Origin of the sequence: Mucilaginibacter sp. SJ, from assembly GCF_028993635.1 — a bacterium.
GTDB lineage: Bacteria > Bacteroidota > Bacteroidia > Sphingobacteriales > Sphingobacteriaceae > Mucilaginibacter.
This window is the reverse complement of sequence record NZ_CP118631.1, coordinates 1,323,915-1,342,619: the sequence shown is the minus strand read 5'-3', so window position 1 is coordinate 1,342,619 and position 18,705 is coordinate 1,323,915. Positions and strand designations below refer to the sequence as shown.

Genomic DNA, 18,705 nt, shown 5'->3' with positions numbered 1-18,705 from the left:
CAGACTTACGAAGTTTTTAAAACTTCGTAAGTCTCAAAGTTTCTTAAATAACTATCATATTTTCACCGCCTTTAAGCGGGTATGATTTTGCTTTCCAAACCAATACGCCGGATGTACGCTGCGGTAAACTGACCTTTATTTTCCACTTTTTATTTTCTAAAATATAATCTACTGCAACCTTACCGTTAGGATGCGGGATCTCGCCGCTCACATTGGTCATTGTTCCCAAATGAGGTTCGATCTTGATCTTGCTGAATCCGGGCGAATAGCTGTCAATACCCAAAACAGTCCTGAAAAATTCAATGTTAGGGCTGCTTCCCCAGGCATGGCAATCTGAACGGCTGTATTTAATGTCGGAATATTCGGCCCAGGTAGTTAAGCCCATTTTAATATTCTCGCGCCAGATACTCAGCCAGTTCATATAATCGTTACCTAAACCACCTTTTACTAAGGCCTGGTGCAGGTAATATTTAAAATAAATGGTGCATTGGGTCAATGAGGTATCGGTTAATAATCGTTTGGATAACACAGGCAGATCTGCGTTTTTCACCATGCCTGTAAGTATGGCTAATGAATTGGCATGCTGCGAAAATTGTTTCTTGTCCCATGTATCGGCATACAGCATTTTTGCCGGGTCCCAATATTTGCGTTGAATGGTTTGCTTAAGTTTCGCAGCTTCTTTGTTGTATAAAGTGGCGTAACCGGGCATGCCCATTTTTGTTTCCATAGCGGCAGCCCACTCATAAGCCCAAAGTAATTGCAAATCAATAACGGCCGAACTGCCGTCGGTGCCTTTTGGCGGCGAGCCTATATCCCAGTTTTTGCCGCTGGCCCAATCCACAAAAGTCCAGTAAGGGGTGTTTTTTAATGAGCCATCAGTTTGTTGGTATTTGCTGAAAAACTTTAATACTGCCCGTTCGCCATCCAGCTTATCCTTAATAAAATTACTGTCATTGCGGTACATCCAGTAATCATACAGCATGCCTATGTACCATAATGAAAAAGTTGAAATAATTTGGGTATCATGCGTAGGGTAACGACTTTGGGTAACGCCCTCTGTTAAACGGGAGTGGTCCATCAGGTTAATGGCATTGCGGGCCAGCCGGTCGTCGCCGCTATAATAATAGGATATCATGGCCTGGATACGGGTATCGCCGATATATTGCAATTGTTCATAATAAGGGCAATCTGTATAGGTTTCAAACGCATTCAAACGGGCGGTACGCCAGCCGATATCGAGCATTTGTTTTATTTCCTTGTTATCGGTATTGAAAACGGCACGCTGCTTAAACGGGTACCCGGTAAAGGTGCCGTACAGGTCATCAATAATCAAAGGCTCGTTTTGTGTATGCACAATTAAGCGGATGTACCTAAAAGTACGGAAGTTGAGCGTAGTATATGATTGCCCTTTGCTGCCGTTGGAGATCAAACTATCATTTCTGCCCGAAAAATCCTTGCCCTCCACATCGTTACGGTTGCCCTTGCGCATTCCATATTTGCTTAAATTATCAAAAAGCGATTCAGCATAACTTAAAGAGATCCCGGCATCTTTCCCACCGCTGAAATTAATAGTAGGATAGGCGTTGGTAAGATACGTTTGATCAAGCAGCATGGTAACTGTAGTATTTGCAGGAATAGTAAGCGGTGTTTTAGTGCCCGGAAAAGCCGGGGGAACATCTATCCCGGAGGCTTTACGTACAACAGGGATCCGCTCATAAATTAATTCCTGGTGCGGAATGGAGGATGGGACCAATTGCCATCCGAACCCATCCCACCGGCCCTTTAATTGCCCGCCGAAGAGGTTAGCTGCCTTTGGCCAGCTGCTATCATCAAAGTTAGGCGAGTACCAGTTCATAATACTTTTATTCAGATCCACCATTTCGCCGGTGCTGGCAGCGAAATAGCCCCAGATGGGCTGATAGCCTTTGTCCTGAATGCTTTTCCAGGTGTTATTGGTATTAAGGATCTCTTCGGCTGCTGAATTGCCTTGTATAATAAAAGCGGTACGGACACTGATCTGCGCTTCAGGGCGGTATTGAGCCTCGTTCCACACTAAAGCAGCTACGGTATTTTTACCGGCTACGAGATAGGGCGCAAGGTCGACGGTTTCATAGTTCCAGTAAAAAGTATCGCCTCTTGCCGGGCCTAATGATACCAATGTGCCGTTTACGTACAGTTTATACCTATTATCTGCCGATACATGAATAATAAAGCCGGCCGGTTTGTTGGTCAGCTCAATGTTTTTACGGAAATAATAAATGCCGTATTCATTCCCGGTGATGCCGGGTGCGGAGATCCATTGCGCATTCCATGTCTTTTCCTCTGCAGTTTTATGAACAGACCGGGCATTACTGTTTTGTGATGAGAGAAGTGTAGTTACAGAAAAAATTAAAATCAGAAAGTGTTTCATGCAGATTTCATTGGTTAATTGGTGATGGTAGGGTTGTTTCCCTGCTTGCATTAAGTAGATAAATTGGTTCGACTAATATAATTAAATCGATTTAGCATTTTATCAAATTTTTTTGTTTTTTTATGATTGTTCAGGCCGGTGTGGTTACGTTTTCACTTGTGGCCCGACGGCATGTTCGGCCTATTCCTCCGGGTTGGGTAACATGCAAACTAAATCCTGAAGTTATATTGAAATCAGCTGCTGAATTTTATATTTGTTTAAACCTACCTTTACGTCTATGAAAAAAATAATCCTGTTCCTGCTTTCATTTTATTTTATCAGCAGGGGGGTAGCTCAAAACCCGGTTCAGCCACTTATTATCCAGGGAAAGCTCAGCAATTCGGCCGAAAAAATGTTGAAGATCTTTTTTGAAGATGCCAACGGTAAACTTCTTATGGATACAATCAGGCTTAATGATTCGGGTGAGTTTTATTTAAAAACATACAAAATAGCCAAGCCTCAACGCACCAGCATCCAGCAAAACAATACTCAAATCAACCGGATCTATGTGGCACCAGGCTATGATCTACACATAACCGGTGACGCTATTGATTATGTCAACCTGTCGAAAACTAAAAAGATAACTGGTATAGGTGCCGAAACCAATCAATACCGTGTAAAATTAGATTCAACCCTGGTAGCCCGGAACGACAAAACAGCGTGGTATGAACTCAAGACCGATGAGTTAATCCAATTCCTTAAAAAAAGCAAGGCTTTGGAAGATTCGTTACTAAATGTTGTGTTTAACACACCGGCAAAGCAGGATCATTATTTCAATACGTTTAAGAAAATGATTGATTTAGATAATCAAAGCTTAAATTTTTACATGCTGCTTCAGCATCTTGATTTGAATAAATACAATGCAGCGCAGATGCGCGAGCTGATATCAAAAAACACCCCTTCAGCATTTTCAAAAGGGATATCGCATGACGAATATTTAGTATCAGAAGATTATAAATCATGGGTTTTGCCACTTTATTATGCTTATGAACTGCGGCTGGATCTGCTGCGCGATTCTGCATCGGTAAAGCAGCCCGGGTACACACTCGGCAAAATTAAACAGCTTTTTACCGGTAAGGTTAGGGACTATTATCTGAACCGATACGTTGAAAAAAGAATTGGTAGTGCCAAATCTCTTGAACAGTTGAATATAGCCCAAAAGGAGATGCGCGTGTTCATTGACGCAATTAATAACCCGGCTTTAAAAAATAACATCGCCGGTAATTTTACCGAAAAAAAGTTACAGCTGATGCAGGTACAAATTGGGAAACCGGCCCCGGCTTTTACTTTGCCCAGCGACCGTGGCAAGGTTTTTAATTTGGCCGATTTTAAAGGGAAAGTTATCTATATTGATCTTTGGGCCAGCTGGTGCGGGCCGTGCCGTCAGGAGATGCCAGCATATAAAAAACTAAGCTATAAGTTTAAAACTAATCAGCAGGTTGCTTTTGTCAGTATTGCCGTACATGACGGAGAAAAGGAATGGCGGAATGCGCTCAAAGAAGAAAAGCCGGACTGGCTGCAGCTTTATGACAAAGATGGTACAGTTGCACAATCATACATAGCCTATGCAATTCCAAAATATATACTTATTGATAAAGAAGGCAAAATGCTCAGTTTTGACGCTCCCGGCCCGGGGAGTGCGCAGGCCGAACAATTAATCAATGAAGCTATCGCGAAGCAATAGTCTGTTTATGCTTTTTCCAGGGCATATGATGCCAGTTCGGTTTTCAGGCTTTTGATCATGATCTGCATTGGTTTTGTGCTGTTTAATACCCTGCAGATCGCGTTGCCTCCTTCTATCGAAAGCATCATACGGGTTGCAAATTCAACGGGATTTATGGCGTTTGAGAGTTCCCCATTATCAATTCCTTCCTGAATAATATTGGCATAGGTTGTTATTGCGGTATCAACCATGTCTTTTAGCTTTTTTTTGATGGCCGGGTTAGTGTCATCCGTCTCTGTCGAAAAATTAACTATCGGGCAGCCGCCTTCAATATAGCTTTTCAGTGGATTTTTGCTGTTGTCTAAAGCGGCATTGATCTTGGCAATGGCAGTTTTATGTTTACTTACTGTGTTGTTCCTTCTGTCGTTTAGTTTTCCTAAAAGGTAATCAACAGCGGCTTGTGCCAGTTCGTCTTTGCTTTCAAAATGGCCATAAAAACACCCCTTACTGGTATTGGCAACTTCAAGTACCTCATCAACAGAAGTGCCGGCAATTCCCCTCTCATTAAATAAAATCGCTGCCTGCTCAATAATGAATTGCCTTTTTTGCTCGCCTTTGCTCATCTTCAGTTATTTACTATGCAAATATAGACTAAATGGTTTGAAAAAATAAAATCGGTTGATTGCCTGTTGAAATTAATTGTGTGTTTTGTTATTTGTAAATGACTGTTAATTAGTGTTTTATTTTCATATTCGTTTCGTGATTGTATAACTTTAGGGCGGTTTTTTTACACTGATCTTATGAATACGTGTATTTATAAAGCTGATTAAACAGCGATTGACACAGCAATGTAAATATGGCTAAAAATAGACTGAATGGTTTTATTTAATAAACCAATTAGTCTACTTTTGTTTTAATAAAAAAAACGGATCACAATACTGTTTTTACGATCTTTTAAATTTTAACATTAAGCTATGAAACTTATAAAAGAACACCACAGGGGCATCAGCACAGTTTTAGCGTTCGCGCTGATCCCGCTTTCGGGTTTTGCAACTGATATTTATATACCTTCCCTGCCCTCCATGGCCAGGGAATTAGCTGTTAATAATTCGGCCGTTCAGCTTTCGCTCATCGCGTTTATGATCAGTTCGGGCGTTAGTCAATTGTTTGTTGGCAGCTTGCTCGATAGCTTTGGCCGGTACCGTATCGGTACTGTTTCCTTGCTGGTGTTTGCATTTGCAAGTTTTGTCATAGCTATCTGTCATAATATCGAGCTTATTTATGCCATGCGTATTTTGCAGGGCATCACGGTAGCGCTTATTGTGGTAGGGAAGAGGGCATACTTTGTAGATATGTACTCGGGCGAGCAGCTTAAACATTATACCAGCCTTTTTTCTATTATCTGGGCAACCGCGCCTATTGTAGCGCCTTTTATTGGAGGTTACCTTGAAGCAGCTTTTGGCTGGGAATCCAATTTCCTTTTCCTGGGGATAGCCACTCTTTCCCTACTTGTTTTAGAGCTGGTATACGGTGGTGAATCATTGAAAAATTATCACCCGTTTAAGGCTAAAAGTATTCTGCAGGTTTACCTGGCTACCATTAAAACCCGTGATTTTTCCCTGGGCCTCATCCTGATCTCCCTGAGCTATGCCATGCTGGTTGTGTATGGTATGAGCAGCCCTTTTATAATTGAGCATGTATTTCATTTGTCGCCTGTGGTAACCGGTTATTGTTCGCTGCTTTCGGGGGTATCATTGATGGTAGGCGGTATTATTTCAAAAACCCTCATCAGGAAACCGCTTATCAAAAAAGTATCTATAGCGCTTGCACTGCAATTAGGCTTTGCCGCTTTAATGGTGTTTACAGCAGGGATTAAAACAAATTTATTTACGCTAATGGCATTTACAGCATTGGTTCACCTGTTATCTGGCTTTATATTCAATAATATATTTGCCTACTGTTTAGGCAGGTTTTCAAAAAATGCGGGTATTGCAAGCGGCGTGACCGGCGGCTCACTTTATATTATCACTTCATTTTTTAGCTACGGCATTGTAAATATTATGGCTATCAAAAATCAGCAGTTATTAGGAACCGCTTATCTATCGTTTGCGATACTGGCTGTTGTTACGCTGATGCTTTTCATCAAAGCGAGGGCTTCGCACCAAAAACAAGAAGAAGCTTCCGTTATTTTAACTGCTGAGATAGCAGTATAAGCTGAATGACATTGCCTTAAATAACAGGTGAAGCCGGTAATTAATTATCGGCTTCACCTGTTTTACAATGATACATAAGAACGGTACAATTCAACGGTTTGCCAGCCTAACTTATTTATTGATCATGGTATAATCTACAATTTAACCAATAAATAACCTGAATATTCAGCCGGCATATCCTTATATTTGCCCTGATAAGTTCTTTACTTTACTTCATCAACCGGTATAGGTTTTACTTAATTGTAGATTAATAGGGAATCGTGTGCAAATCACGAACTGTCGCGCAACTGTAAGTAACACAAAGGTTTTTGCCAGTAATGTCCACTGTCCTGATAAACAGGGATGGGAAGGGCGGCAAAAATGTTACAAGTCAGGAGACCTGCCTAATACTGAATTGACAATGCTTTCGCGGTATGAAGCTTGGTCTGGGTTATGATTACTTGCCTGTTTGGGTCCATAGCCCGTTATGACAGGCTGTGTGCCCATATATTCTCTCCATATTTTACATATCACAAACCATTACGAAGCTTAGCTGAAAGAGCTTTTAACCGATTTATTCATTTAATCAATTAAAAGAAATGCTAACGCAAAATTTAGGCTACCCGCGTATTGGTAGCCGGCGCGAATTAAAAAAAGTCTGCGAAAACTACTGGGCAGGCAAAACGGGTTTAAAAAATGTGCTTACCGTGGGTAAATACATCAGGGAAGAAAATTGGCTGCTGCAAAAGGAAGCCGGGATTGACGTGATCCCATCAAATGATTTTTCATTTTATGACCAGGTGCTTGATCATTCACTGATGTTTGGCGCTATTCCTAAACGCTATCATGAAGTGATCAGTCAAAAAGGCAATACCGAGCTCGATCTGTATTTTGCTATGGCGCGCGGTTATCAAAAAGATGGATTGGATGTGGTTGCTATGGAAATGACCAAATGGTTTGATACCAATTACCATTACATCGTACCCGAGTTTTATAAAGACCAGCAGTTTAAACTTTTCTCCACCAAAGTTATCGATGAGTTTTATGAGGCTAAACAGTTGGGTATCGTTAGCAAGCCGGTATTTCTTGGCCCTGTATCGTACCTGTTGTTAGGTAAGGAGAAAGAGGCTGGTTTCGATAGGATAGACCTGATCAAAAATCTGCTGCCTGTTTATTTTGATATCCTGAATAAGCTTAAAGCTTTGGGTGCCGAATGGGTCCAGTTTGATGAACCGTTTTTAGCGCTTGATTTAAGCGAAAAACAACAGGAGGTATTTAAAGATACCTATAAGCAATTGAGGAAAGAATTTCCTTTCCTGAAGATAGTTTTGGCAACTTATTTTGAACGCCTGGGCGATAACACTCAATTAGCGGCAACTTTACCTGTTGACGTTTTACATATCGATTTGGTTCGGGCGCCCCAGCAATTGAATGAAGTGATTGAGCATCTGCCCCAAAAAACTATCCTTTCTTTAGGTGTTGTTGACGGGCGCAACATCTGGAAAAATGACTTTGTTAATTCCCTTGGCATTATAAAGAATGCGAAGGATAAGTTAGGTGCCGACCGCGTTTGGATAGCTCCATCGTGCTCATTGATCCATTCGCCATGCGATTTGCAAAATGAAACCAACGACGAAGTGCTTACTCCCGAAATTAAGCAGTGGCTGGCTTTTGCGCGGCAGAAAATAAACGAAGTGGTATTGCTCAGTAAATTATCGGAAGATGTTGTTAGCGATAGCAGCCTGCATCAGCTGGCAAAAAACCGGCAGGCAAACGAGGCCCGCCGAACATCTGCACTGATCCATAACCCGGCAGTTAAACAACGGGTAAGCGCCATTACCGAAAATGATGCAAAGCGTATAAGTGCTTTTCCTGCACGGAAAGAACAGCAGCAGCAACTGCTCGACCTGCCGCTTTTTGCTACCACAACAATTGGTTCGTTCCCGCAAACAGCCGAAGTACGAAGCTGGCGGGCCCAATTAAAAAAAGGTGCGATAACGCTGGGGGAGTATAATAAACTGATAGCTACCGAAACTGAAAAAGCTATAAAATGGCAGGAGGAAATAGGGTTGGATGTGCTGGTACATGGCGAGTTTGAACGCAATGATATGGTTGAGTACTTTGGCGAACAACTGGCCGGTTTTACCTTTACACAAAACGGTTGGGTGCAAAGCTATGGCAGCCGCTGTGTTAAGCCACCGGTTATTTATGGCGATGTATCAAGGCCACAGCCCATGACGGTAAAATGGTCGGCTTATGCGCAATCGTTAACCTCAAAATGGATGAAGGGCATGTTAACCGGCCCGATAACTATTTTGCAATGGTCGTTTGTGCGCAATGACCAGCCGCGCTCCGAAACCTGCAGGCAAATAGCTTTGGCCATTCGTGATGAAGTTTGTGACCTGGAAAGCGCCGGTATAAAAGTCATCCAGATAGATGAACCGGCCATTCGCGAAGGGTTACCGCTCCGCAGGAATGACAGGGCAAATTACCTCGACTGGGCAGTTAAAGCTTTCAGGATTTCGGCAAGCGGCGTTCAGGACAGTACACAGATTCACACGCATATGTGCTATTCGGAGTTTAATGACATCATTAAAAGCATAGCCGACATGGATGCCGATGTGATCACGATAGAAACATCGCGTTCGCAAATGGAGCTACTGGATGTTTTTGCCGATTTTAAGTATCCTAATGAAATTGGCCCCGGTGTATATGATATCCATTCGCCCCGTGTGCCCAACAGGGTGGAGATGATTGGTTTGCTTAAACGCGCCCAGGCGGTAATACCCGATGCCCAGCTTTGGGTAAATCCCGATTGTGGTTTAAAAACGCGGGGATGGGATGAAACCCAAAAAGCCTTAACAGAGATGGTTGAAGCCGCGAAAGCTGTCCGCGAAAATATTATCAGCAATGTAACTGCTTAAATAAAAAAACTACTGTGTATCCTTACGGGTACACAATAGTTTTATAGTATAATTAAAAAATGGGTGTCATGTTGAGCCCGTCGAAGCATGGTGGGCAGGGCCTCTGCGCGCGACCCTTCGACGGGCTACCCGTGACAACTTAAAAAAAGGAGTGTCATACTGAGCCCGTCGAAGTATGGCGGACACGGCCTCTGCGCACGAGTCTTCGACAGGCTACCCATGACAACTTAAAAAATGGGTGTCATGCTGAGCCTGTCGAAGCATGGTGGGCAGGGCCTCTGCGCGCGAGTCTTCGACAGGCTCAGACTGACGGTCCCTCTTTTGTCATTTCACCTTCAGAGGCCTCTGTATTTAAACACTCAGACTGACAGGCCTAAAGGGCCACGGGATTTATATACTTAATATATGGCAAATCACGAAAATAAACACTGCCCACGATGTGGTGTTCCTTTTGAATGCAAAGTAGGCAGCATCCTGTTGTGTCAGTGCCAGGGCATCAGCTTTACCGACCAGGAGCGCGATTATATCCGCTTAACCTACCCGGATTGCCTTTGCCGCAAATGCCTGATGGTTATGAAGCATGAGATCAGTTCAACCGCAGCTTAGGAAAAAATGAAAACGATACTTGAAGCAATCAGGAAAGGTAAGTAATAGTACAAGCCCGGTGCTGACAATCAAAAGCTTTTGGCTTTATGCATTAAGCCTTTTGCATCTATTTTATTTCTCCTGCTTCAAAAAGCTCATCCAAACGCCAGTGTGAATCATTTACCCCGCGTTCCATGCCCGATTGCAGCATGCCGTCACGATCGGTCACCGATTGGAAAACAGATTGTACAGTCACTTTTGTACGGTTCCCTGGTAGTGCTTCAAACCTGGTGGTTTCAAGCGTTACATGACCACTTTCGGGCAATCCTTCAAACTCAAATGTTTGGATGATACGTTCAGGCGCGGTTACATCATGGATAACACCATGAAAGCCATAATCATTACCGGCAGGGTCGGTATGAATGTAGCGGTAAGCGCCTCCGCTACGGCAGTCAAATTGATCTATGCGCATTTTAAGTTCGCGTGGGCCCAGCCATCTAACAATAAGCTCAGGATCGGTAAAAGCTCTGAAAACCAGCTCACGCGGTGCTTCAAATTCGCGGGTTATAAAAAGCTCCTGCTTGCCGGGTTCGGCCTTAATTTCTGTTTGATTTTTTGTGGTGATCATGGTGTTTTTATTTAGGTGATTGGTTAATCGTTATCGTTAGCTTCCTGCAAAAGCTTGATGTCCATTTTGGTCATCTTCATCATGGCAGCCATAACTTTTTTGGCTTTTTCAGGATTTTCGTTATTATAAAGTAACTCGCTCATAACTTCAGGAACAATTTGCCAGGTAACACCGAATTTATCATCAAGCCAGCCGCACTGACTGGTTTTACCGCCATCGGCAGGTAAGGCTTCCCACAGGTAATCAATTTCTTCCTGTGTTTTGCAGTTGATGTAAAATGATGTAGCAGGCGAAAAGTTGAACATCGGTCCTCCATCCAGCGCTAAAAACTGCTGGTCTTCGATACGAAATGTTCCAACTAACATTTTACGGCCATTGCCGGGATCGGTGAGTGAGCTTACTTCGCTTTCGGAGTTTTTAAATACCGAGGTATAAAATTTCAATGCTTCTTCAAGGTTGCCGTTAAACCATAAAAAAGGGGTTACTTTCTGGGTTGCTTTAAATGTTGCCATTGGTTTCTGTTTTTTTAATGTTTAAAATTTGTTGCTTTTGATATCTCAAAGTTACCTGCCCTGGCAAGGGCTAATAGTGTCCAAAAACGACGAGATAAGGGGGCATTAGCGACAAATTGATTTTTTATCTCCCCGGCATTTTGCTCATATCCATGTGCAACACATTCCAGCTATGGCCATCAGGGTCGGTAAACAGGCAGCCGTACATCCAGCCATCCATTTCCCGGGGCTTGTGATTGCTTTTGCCACCGGCTTCGATAGCCTTTTGAGCCAGTTCATCAACTTCTTCCTTGCTTTCCGCGTCGATAGACAGCAGAACTTCAACTCCCTTTGCCGTATCCGCAAGACCGCAGTTTTCAACAAAGCCTTTAAAGGTACTTTCGTCAAAAAGCATTACGGTAACATCCTTTTCGCCAACCTGCATGGCCGCAGAATTTGGGCCGTTGCCAAATTGCGAGTTAAACCGGAAGCCGAGTTTGCTGAAAAACTCCCTTGATACATTAACATTTTTTACAGGCAGATTGATCCAGAATTGCTTCGTCATAATTGATTATTTTAAAGGTTTATCATTGTTTTTTAATTCTTCAAGCAGGCTATCGAGTGTGTCAAATTTTTCTTCCCAAACCTTCCGGTATCGCTCTACCCATTGAGCTACCTCATCAAGCTGTTTCAGCCGGGGTTCGCAATACCGTTCACGGCCTTGTTTTTTAATAGCGATAAGACCGCATTCGGTCAGGATTTTTATATGCTGGGATATAGCGGGGCGGCTTACATCAAAGTTATCCGCTATGGCATTCAGGTTCATGGGTTTAAAGGCTATCAGGTTAATGATATCCCTGCGGGTTGGATCGGCAATGGCCTGGAAAACATCTCGTCTCATCTAAATCAAATATAATATGTAAGTGATTGCTTACAAATTTATATGTAAGCAATCACTTACGCAAGTTTTTTGAATATTTTTATTTGTAAATAAAGAAGGGGGAGAAGTACAGGGCCAACATTTAAATATTCGGGCTTGCCTAAGCGCTCAAAAACATTAGCGTAGTGTAACCCCGCAAAAAAATAAATATTTGATTATGAATATCTTGTGAGTGATATTTTAAAAAAGTGTTAACCCTGTTAACCCCACGTATGCGCGTTTGCCCTCGAGAGAAATGGCCCTTCTGTACGATTCTCAAAAAAATCATCATCTTTGTGGCTGATAAATAGATCCTAACAATATGCTGTTTGAACAAATAAGCCAAAAGCCGTTCTTTATTCTTGGTCCCTGTGTAATGGAAAGCCAGGAGTTATTATATACCGTTGCCGAAAAAGTAGCCGAAGCCGGGCAGAAATACAATGTGCCGGTGATCTTTAAATCGTCATTTGATAAAGCCAACCGCACATCTATTCATTCATACCGCGGCCCTGGATTAGAGAAAGGCATGGAAATGCTGATGAATGTCAAGCAGCGTTTTGGTTTACCGGTTACTACAGATATCCATGAGCCATTCCAGGCAGCTATTGTAGCCGAGGTTGCCGATATATTGCAGATCCCCGCTTTTTTATGCCGTCAAACAGACCTGTTGGTTGCGGCTGCCGAAACCGGTAAAATTGTCAACGTAAAAAAAGCCCAGTTCCTTTCGGGCCATGATATGTTTTATCCGGCTCAAAAAGTTATTGAAGCCGGCAATAACCAGGTGATATTAACCGAGAGGGGCAATATGTATGGTTATAATAATTTAGCTGTCGATTTCCGGAATATTTACGATATGAAAGCTTTTGGCCACCCGGTTTGTATGGATTGTACCCATTCGGTTCAGCGCCCTGGCGGAGCGGGAGGAAAAACCGGCGGCGACCGTACTTTTGTGCCCATGATGGCGCTGGCAGCAAAGGCTTTTGGAGCCGATGGCTATTTTTTAGAAACACATCCCGATCCTGATAATGCCTTGAGCGATGGCCCTAACATGGTTAAGCTGCACGAACTGGATAAGGTTTTAGCGCCATTAGTAGGATAAGTTTTTTGTTCTGAATGTCCGGATCTATGAAAGATATTGCAAAAAGGGTTTTTGATATTGAAATAGAATCGCTGCAGCAAGTAGCCGGCTCAATTGATGATGAGTTTGCAAAGGTTGTTGATGCCATACTAAAATCAACAGGAAAGGTGGTTGTTATTGGCATTGGCAAATCGGGGCTGATAGGGAAAAAGATAGCCGCCACATTGGCCAGTACAGGTACGCCGAGCTTTTTTTTACATCCGGGAGAGGCTTTTCACGGCGATTTAGGCATGGTAGGCCCTAATGATATTGTTTTGTTGATATCCTATTCGGGCGAAACCGACGAAGTGCTGAAACTTATTCCTTATTTAAAATGGAATAAGAATGTGATGATCGGTATAACGGGTAACCCGGTTTCAACCGTTGCCAAAAATTGCAGTTATCACCTTAATATAAAAGTTGAACGGGAGGCTTGCCCGCTCGAGCTGGCGCCAACCTCATCAACTACCGCGGCGTTGGTTATGGGTGATGCCCTTGCTATAGCATTAATGGAGTCGCGAAACTTTCAGCAGCATGATTTTGCACGTTTTCATCCGGGAGGTAGCCTTGGGCGCAAACTGCTGGTAAAAGTTAAAGACCTCATGCGTACTGATAAGCTTCCTTTTATCAATGAAGAGGCTTCATTTATGGATCTGTTACTGCGCATGTCTGAAGGCAGGTTAGGTATGGTTATAGTAGGCGATGCGTCCCGGATTAAGGGGGTGGTTACAGATGGCGACCTTCGCCGGGCTTTGCTTAAACACCCGGATACCTCAACGTTAACTATCGCCGAAATCATGACCGTTAACCCGGTTATTATTGATGAGCATGAATTTGTAGGCTATGCCGAGCAGTTAATGCTTGAGAAAAAGATCACTACCTTACTGGTAGGTTCTGCACAAAACCGATCAATAACAGGTGTTTACCAGATATATACGGCCTGAAACAGTTTTGATTGGCCCAAGCCGCCAATTCTTTAGACAGGGAGACAGCTGATTTCGGTAATATTTGATTATCTTTACCGGTATCTATCATATTCTACCGTGTTAAATTAAATGTCTGATCAATCAAATTCGATCACTAATAAATTTCAGGCTCCTGCAAATATTCATATTGCAATAATAGGTCTTGGCTATGTGGGATTGCCCCTTGCTGTTGAATTTGCCAAAAAATATCCTGTAAAAGGTTTCGATATTAAACAAAGCCGGGTTGATGAGCTGAATAACGCATTTGACCGTACCCTTGAAACCAGTAGCGACGAACTATCGGCAGTTTTAAATTTAAAGGATGAAGGCAAAGGACTTACTTTTACATCGCAGATAACGGACATTGCTTCCTGTAACGTTTATATTGTTTCGGTACCAACACCTACCGACCAGCACAACCGGCCCGATCTGAGCCTGCTTATCCGGGCAAGTAAATCAATAGCAGGTGTATTGAAGAGGGGGGATGTGGTTATTTATGAATCAACAGTTTATCCCGGCGTAACTGAGGATGTTTGTGTACCTGTTTTACAAAAAGAATCAGGTTTGCATTATAACAGGGATTTTTTTGCAGGATACTCGCCCGAGCGCATAAATCCGGGGGATAAAGTTCATACGTTGACCAATATTTTAAAAGTAACATCGGGCTCAACACCCGAGGCTGCTGATTTTATTGACAGCTTATACCAGTCAATAGTAAAAGCAGGAACGCATAAGGCCCCTGCCATTAAAGTTGCAGAAGCCTGTAAGGTGATTGAAAATTCGCAGCGGGATATCAATATCGCTTTTGTAAACGAACTCGCCAAAATATTCAACATCATGGATATTGACACCCATGCGGTTTTGGCGGCGGCAGGTACCAAGTGGAATTTCCTGAATTTTAAACCAGGCCTTGTAGGCGGGCACTGCACAGGAGTTGATCCGTATTACCTTGCAGCAAAAGCCCAGCAAATGGGTTATCACCCTGAAATTATCCTGGCCGGGCGAAGGCTTAATGATGGAATGGGTACGTACGTTGCCCTTGAGGTCATTAAACTAATGGTGAAGAATGATATTTCGGTAAAAAACTCAAAGATCCTTGTGCTCGGTTTTACTTTCAAGGAAAATTGCCCGGATGTTCGTAACACCAGGGTGATCGATATTATTAAGGGATTTGATGGTTTTGACGCTGCCTGTGAAATATATGATCCATGGGCTGACCCGGATGAAGTAAAAAGAGAATATGGTATCTCTACATTAAAAAATTACCGGCAACTAAGCGGCGCTTATGATGCTATTGTTATGGCTGTGGCACATCGCGAGTTTTATGATTTAGACTACGCAAGCTTAAAACATACACCATCGTCAGTAATTTATGACATAAAAGGCATTTTAAACAAGGATGTTGTAAGCGGACGGTTGTAAGTGTTGTTTTTACAGTTGTTTTTTCACATAGAAATCATTTTTTTCTCACTGTTAACAGAGAATTCATTTTGAATAAATTTCTTAATTTCTAATTTTGTGGCTGTGGAAATAATACATTCGTAACCGTGTCTCCATTTAATTATGACATTGTTATTAGTAAATAATTATAGTAATTTTAGCAGGGTTGCATACTACATAAGCACATATACATGATTCACAGATACGCTACTTTTATTAAAGCAGTGAACCTTACCATTGATTATATTATACTTAATATGAGTATGGTAATTTCTTACTTCATCGAAGACCGGTCATATATTTTTTGGATTAACAACAGGCAGTACCTGCCTATTGTATTGGTTTTTAATCTAATTTGGCTGTTATCAGCTAATATCACCGGGCTTTATGAACATGTTCTCAATAAGGATTCAATTAAAACTTATCGCGGCGTAATTAAAACCTATTTGCTGTTTGTAAGCTTTATTTGCTTCACGATCATCATATTAATAGGCACCAAAGCGTATTTTATAACACGCGAGTATCTTTTTTACTCGCTGGCATTATTCGGTTTCCTGCTTGGTTTATGGAAGCTAATATTCCTGAGTATCCGTAAAAGCGACCGCGCGTCACTTATTGATACACGTACTGTTATCATTATAGGTGGGGGCCGCATCGGGTCAGACTTGTATAGCTTTTTTAAACAAAATCCCGAACGTGGGTATAAACTTGTTGGCTTTTTTGATGATGGGTTGAACAGTGTACTTGACCAAAGCCTTTATTTAGGCGGCACTAATGATTGTATAAGCTATGTGCTTAACAATAAAGTGGATGAAATATTTTGTACACTACCAAACTCTGAAGCCGAGAAGATAGAGCAGTTAATGCTTGATGCAGATAAAAACCTGATTAGGTTTAAATTTGTACCTGAATATTACGACTACGCTAAAAAGCCAACTTTTATACAAAGCTTTGGCCATATCCCGGTTATATCCGTAAGGCCCGAACCTTTGGAGAACATGCTGAACCGCTCTATCAAACGCTTGTTTGATATCTGTTTTTCAATATTTGTGATCCTGTTTATTTTTAGCTGGTTATTCCCCATTTTGGCCATCATTATAAAGCTCGAGTCAAAAGGGCCGATATTCTTTGTACAGGAGCGCTCAGGCAGGGACAATAAGCCATTTAAATGCTACAAATTCCGCAGCATGCGAGTTAATCACGATTCGGATAAAAAACAAGCTACACGTGGCGATTCACGCATAACCAAATCCGGGGCGTTTATCCGTAAAACAAGTATCGACGAATTGCCACAGTTCTTTAACGTAATATTAGGCAATATGTCGGTAGTAGGCCCAAGGCCACACATGATAAGCCACACGCAGCAATATTCGCAGCTTATTGATACTTTCATGGTAAGGCATTTTCTTAAACCGGGTATTACAGGTTGGGCCCAGGTGTCGGGCCTAAGGGGCGAAACTCAAACCACACAGGCTATGCTTGAGCGTGTTGAGGCTGATGTTTGGTATCTTGAAAACTGGTCGTTCCTGCTGGATATGAAGATTATCTTCCTGACCGTATGGAACGTGTTTAAAGGCGAAAAGAACGCGTTTTAACATGCTGGTATTCCGGGACCAGCTAAGCCGAAAGGTTGAACTTTCCGGAACCCCCAGGCGGATCATTTCTATTGTCCCTTCACAAACAGAATTGCTTTTTTACCTTGGCTTAAACGTTGAGGTGATAGGCATTACTAAATTTTGTATCCATCCGGCAGAAAGGTTTAATTCAACAACGAAAGTAGGAGGGACTAAACAGCTTGATGTCGAAAAAATCCGGTTGCTGGCTCCCGATTTAATTATCGCCAATAAAGAAGAGAACGACCGTTTCCAGGTAGAAGAGTTAATGAATATATGCCCGGTGTGGATCAGTGATATTTTTAATCTGGATTCGGCTTTGCAAATGATTGCTTGCATTGGTGATATTATAGGTAAGCCCGGGCAGGCAAACATGCTTTGCATGGAAATCAACGATCGTTTTAGCGGTATAAAACTTCCTGTAACAGGGCTGAAAGTTGCTTATCTCATTTGGCGAAGACCCTATATGCTTGCCGGCAGGGGAACTTTCATTGATAGTATGCTGCAAAGATGTGGGCTAAGCAATGTAACAGATGCCGAACGTTATCCGGAGATTGATGCAGCTGCTTTAGCCGCAGTTAATCCCGATCTTGTTTTTCTGTCATCGGAGCCATATCCATTCGCTCAAAAACATATAGAGGAGTTTGAGGTGCTTTTACCAAATGCTGAAGTGGTTTTGGTAGACGGTGAAATGTTTTCATGGTATGGCAGCAGGCTTTTATACGCACCGGCATACTTCAAACAGTTGATAAATGGGCTTGTAAAAAATTAATCGCTACTAAATGAGCATGATAGCAAAAAAATGAGAAATATGTTTTTAAGTATAATTTTAAACGCTATCTTTGCAGCCTGTTAAATCAGAAACGCGGAAGTGGCGTAATTGGTAGCCGCACCAGACTTAGGATCTGGCGCTTCACGGCGTGGGGGTTCGAGTCCCTTCTTCCGCACCATGTAGGGACTGTGTCTAAGTCCTGAAAGGGGTCACTTTAAAAGAGTGGCCCTTTTTAATTCTAAAAAGCCGCTATTTTTCGATTTCCAAACTGCTCTAAAGCTTCAATTGGTATCACGAAAACTCAAAATGTTCGATAACCGAAATGTCGCTAATTGAGTTGATGAACAGATCCATTTTAACTGAAGGCCCGTGAAGCTGCCACGTTAAAAGCATATAGTCGCCATCTTTCACTCTCTTAACCATCCTGAATTTCAATTTATGAGTTCGCATCATATTTTCGCATAACATGATACCATTTGCCGAGACCGGGTATTTAATATAAAATGTTTTGGATTGATTATAATAATCTATTTTTTTTTGAAAGAAAGGAAGTACGGAAAGTATAAACAGGATCATTATGCTGGCGCACCCGGCAGCTAAATAGTAACCGGCTCCAATACCCATGCCTACTGCCGCAACGGCCCAGATGGTAGCTGCGGTGGTGATTCCATTAACCCGGTTTTCGCCTCTGAAAATAACGCCGGCGCCAAGGAACCCAATCCCGGTAACCACGTTTGAAGCGATCCTGTCTGCATTATTGGGCGCTCCAATAGCTGTTGACATGAGGGTGAAAAAACAAGCGCCAAAAGATATCATAATGGTTGTACGGAAGCCAGCGGCTTTACCATGATATTCTCTTTCTGCGCCTACAAGTCCACCCCACAACAGGGCCAGCAAAAACCTGATCAGGATTTCTGTATTGAAAGCCATAAACTCAATTTTATTTG

The 18,705-nt window shown here is 42.4% G+C and carries 16 protein-coding genes, 1 tRNA gene and 1 riboswitch; of the genes, 10 read left to right on the top strand and 7 right to left on the bottom strand.

From position 1 onward, the window contains the following. Nucleotides 1-43: 43 nt before the first annotated feature. A complete protein-coding gene (locus tag MusilaSJ_RS05295) occupies nucleotides 44-2,410 on the bottom strand; it encodes an alpha-L-rhamnosidase-related protein (protein WP_274989012.1) in 2,367 nt (788 codons plus the stop codon). A gap of 277 nt (nucleotides 2,411-2,687) precedes the next feature. Between MusilaSJ_RS05295 and MusilaSJ_RS05290 the strand changes: the two genes are divergently transcribed. Then, the gene (locus tag MusilaSJ_RS05290; RefSeq protein ID WP_274989011.1) at nucleotides 2,688-4,133 is read left to right on the top strand and encodes a TlpA family protein disulfide reductase; all 1,446 of its coding nucleotides are present in this window, start codon (nucleotides 2,688-2,690) and stop codon (nucleotides 4,131-4,133) included. A 5-nt stretch (nucleotides 4,134-4,138) separates the two neighbouring features. Here the strand turns inward: MusilaSJ_RS05290 and MusilaSJ_RS05285 are convergent, their stop codons facing one another. Beyond that, nucleotides 4,139-4,735 carry a TetR/AcrR family transcriptional regulator gene (locus MusilaSJ_RS05285; protein WP_274989010.1) on the bottom strand — a complete coding sequence of 199 codons (597 nt, stop codon included), beginning with the start codon at nucleotides 4,733-4,735 and terminating at the stop codon, nucleotides 4,139-4,141. 351 nt (nucleotides 4,736-5,086) lie between these two features. Between MusilaSJ_RS05285 and MusilaSJ_RS05280 the strand changes: the two genes are divergently transcribed. From MusilaSJ_RS05280 to MusilaSJ_RS05270, 3 genes are all read left to right on the top strand, one after another. Then, entirely contained in the window at nucleotides 5,087-6,325 is a 1,239-nt protein-coding gene (locus MusilaSJ_RS05280) for an MFS transporter (RefSeq protein WP_274989009.1), read from the top strand. A 210-nt stretch (nucleotides 6,326-6,535) separates the two neighbouring features. Further along, a riboswitch (cobalamin riboswitch) is annotated at nucleotides 6,536-6,727 on the top strand. Nucleotides 6,728-6,903: 176 nt separating this feature from the next. Beyond that, on the top strand, nucleotides 6,904-9,228 hold the full coding sequence (gene metE / locus MusilaSJ_RS05275) for a 5-methyltetrahydropteroyltriglutamate--homocysteine S-methyltransferase (RefSeq protein ID WP_274989008.1): 2,325 nt from the start codon (nucleotides 6,904-6,906) through the stop codon (nucleotides 9,226-9,228). 405 nt (nucleotides 9,229-9,633) lie between these two features. Then, nucleotides 9,634-9,834 (top strand): cysteine-rich CWC family protein, encoded by a 201-nt coding sequence (locus MusilaSJ_RS05270; protein ID WP_274989007.1) that lies wholly within the window; start codon nucleotides 9,634-9,636, stop codon nucleotides 9,832-9,834. Between the two features lie 106 nt (nucleotides 9,835-9,940). Here the strand turns inward: MusilaSJ_RS05270 and MusilaSJ_RS05265 are convergent, their stop codons facing one another. From MusilaSJ_RS05265 to MusilaSJ_RS05250, 4 genes are all read right to left on the bottom strand, one after another. Next, the gene (locus MusilaSJ_RS05265; RefSeq protein WP_274989006.1) at nucleotides 9,941-10,441 is read right to left on the bottom strand and encodes an SRPBCC family protein; all 501 of its coding nucleotides are present in this window, start codon (nucleotides 10,439-10,441) and stop codon (nucleotides 9,941-9,943) included. 23 nt (nucleotides 10,442-10,464) lie between these two features. Continuing rightward, on the bottom strand, nucleotides 10,465-10,953 hold the full coding sequence (locus MusilaSJ_RS05260) for a VOC family protein (RefSeq protein WP_274989005.1): 489 nt from the start codon (nucleotides 10,951-10,953) through the stop codon (nucleotides 10,465-10,467). A 124-nt stretch (nucleotides 10,954-11,077) separates the two neighbouring features. Next, nucleotides 11,078-11,497 (bottom strand): VOC family protein, encoded by a 420-nt coding sequence (locus MusilaSJ_RS05255; protein ID WP_274989004.1) that lies wholly within the window; start codon nucleotides 11,495-11,497, stop codon nucleotides 11,078-11,080. 6 nt (nucleotides 11,498-11,503) lie between these two features. Next, nucleotides 11,504-11,833, bottom strand: a complete 330-nt coding sequence (locus MusilaSJ_RS05250) for an ArsR/SmtB family transcription factor (RefSeq protein WP_274989003.1) — start codon at nucleotides 11,831-11,833, stop codon at nucleotides 11,504-11,506. A gap of 340 nt (nucleotides 11,834-12,173) precedes the next feature. Between MusilaSJ_RS05250 and kdsA the strand changes: the two genes are divergently transcribed. The 6 genes from kdsA to MusilaSJ_RS05220 all read left to right on the top strand — a co-directional run bounded on the left by kdsA (nucleotide 12,174) and on the right by MusilaSJ_RS05220 (nucleotide 17,936). Then, on the top strand, nucleotides 12,174-12,950 hold the full coding sequence (kdsA, locus tag MusilaSJ_RS05245) for a 3-deoxy-8-phosphooctulonate synthase (RefSeq protein WP_274989002.1): 777 nt from the start codon (nucleotides 12,174-12,176) through the stop codon (nucleotides 12,948-12,950). A 26-nt stretch (nucleotides 12,951-12,976) separates the two neighbouring features. Continuing rightward, nucleotides 12,977-13,912 carry a KpsF/GutQ family sugar-phosphate isomerase gene (locus MusilaSJ_RS05240; protein ID WP_274989001.1) on the top strand — a complete coding sequence of 312 codons (936 nt, stop codon included), beginning with the start codon at nucleotides 12,977-12,979 and terminating at the stop codon, nucleotides 13,910-13,912. Between the two features lie 111 nt (nucleotides 13,913-14,023). Beyond that, entirely contained in the window at nucleotides 14,024-15,355 is a 1,332-nt protein-coding gene (locus tag MusilaSJ_RS05235) for a nucleotide sugar dehydrogenase (RefSeq protein WP_274989000.1), read from the top strand. A 209-nt stretch (nucleotides 15,356-15,564) separates the two neighbouring features. Continuing rightward, nucleotides 15,565-16,968: an undecaprenyl-phosphate glucose phosphotransferase gene (locus MusilaSJ_RS05230; RefSeq protein ID WP_274988999.1), complete on the top strand. Its 1,404-nt coding sequence runs from the start codon at nucleotides 15,565-15,567 to the stop codon at nucleotides 16,966-16,968. 1 nt (nucleotide 16,969) lies between these two features. Further along, nucleotides 16,970-17,758 (top strand): helical backbone metal receptor, encoded by a 789-nt coding sequence (locus MusilaSJ_RS05225; RefSeq protein ID WP_274988998.1) that lies wholly within the window; start codon nucleotides 16,970-16,972, stop codon nucleotides 17,756-17,758. 93 nt (nucleotides 17,759-17,851) lie between these two features. Beyond that, nucleotides 17,852-17,936 (top strand) — tRNA-Leu (locus tag MusilaSJ_RS05220). A gap of 113 nt (nucleotides 17,937-18,049) precedes the next feature. Here MusilaSJ_RS05220 and MusilaSJ_RS05215 read toward each other — a convergent pair. Then, a complete protein-coding gene (locus MusilaSJ_RS05215) occupies nucleotides 18,050-18,688 on the bottom strand; it encodes an MgtC/SapB family protein (protein WP_274988997.1) in 639 nt (212 codons plus the stop codon). Nucleotides 18,689-18,705 lie beyond the last annotated feature (17 nt).

Bases quoted from the DNA above. Each gene is read 5' to 3' on its own strand.
- MusilaSJ_RS05295 (WP_274989012.1), bottom strand. From the start codon at position 2,410: ATGAAACACTTTCTGATTTTAATTTTTTCTGTAACTACACTTCTCTCA.
- MusilaSJ_RS05290 (WP_274989011.1), top strand. From the start codon at position 2,688: ATGAAAAAAATAATCCTGTTCCTGCTTTCATTTTATTTTATCAGCAGG.
- MusilaSJ_RS05285 (WP_274989010.1), bottom strand. From the start codon at position 4,735: ATGAGCAAAGGCGAGCAAAAAAGGCAATTCATTATTGAGCAGGCAGCG.
- MusilaSJ_RS05280 (WP_274989009.1), top strand. From the start codon at position 5,087: ATGAAACTTATAAAAGAACACCACAGGGGCATCAGCACAGTTTTAGCG.
- metE (WP_274989008.1), top strand. From the start codon at position 6,904: ATGCTAACGCAAAATTTAGGCTACCCGCGTATTGGTAGCCGGCGCGAA.
- MusilaSJ_RS05270 (WP_274989007.1), top strand. From the start codon at position 9,634: ATGGCAAATCACGAAAATAAACACTGCCCACGATGTGGTGTTCCTTTT.
- MusilaSJ_RS05265 (WP_274989006.1), bottom strand. From the start codon at position 10,441: ATGATCACCACAAAAAATCAAACAGAAATTAAGGCCGAACCCGGCAAG.
- MusilaSJ_RS05260 (WP_274989005.1), bottom strand. From the start codon at position 10,953: ATGGCAACATTTAAAGCAACCCAGAAAGTAACCCCTTTTTTATGGTTT.
- MusilaSJ_RS05255 (WP_274989004.1), bottom strand. From the start codon at position 11,497: ATGACGAAGCAATTCTGGATCAATCTGCCTGTAAAAAATGTTAATGTA.
- MusilaSJ_RS05250 (WP_274989003.1), bottom strand. From the start codon at position 11,833: ATGAGACGAGATGTTTTCCAGGCCATTGCCGATCCAACCCGCAGGGAT.
- kdsA (WP_274989002.1), top strand. From the start codon at position 12,174: ATGCTGTTTGAACAAATAAGCCAAAAGCCGTTCTTTATTCTTGGTCCC.
- MusilaSJ_RS05240 (WP_274989001.1), top strand. From the start codon at position 12,977: ATGAAAGATATTGCAAAAAGGGTTTTTGATATTGAAATAGAATCGCTG.
- MusilaSJ_RS05235 (WP_274989000.1), top strand. From the start codon at position 14,024: ATGTCTGATCAATCAAATTCGATCACTAATAAATTTCAGGCTCCTGCA.
- MusilaSJ_RS05230 (WP_274988999.1), top strand. From the start codon at position 15,565: ATGATTCACAGATACGCTACTTTTATTAAAGCAGTGAACCTTACCATT.
- MusilaSJ_RS05225 (WP_274988998.1), top strand. From the start codon at position 16,970: ATGCTGGTATTCCGGGACCAGCTAAGCCGAAAGGTTGAACTTTCCGGA.
- MusilaSJ_RS05215 (WP_274988997.1), bottom strand. From the start codon at position 18,688: ATGGCTTTCAATACAGAAATCCTGATCAGGTTTTTGCTGGCCCTGTTG.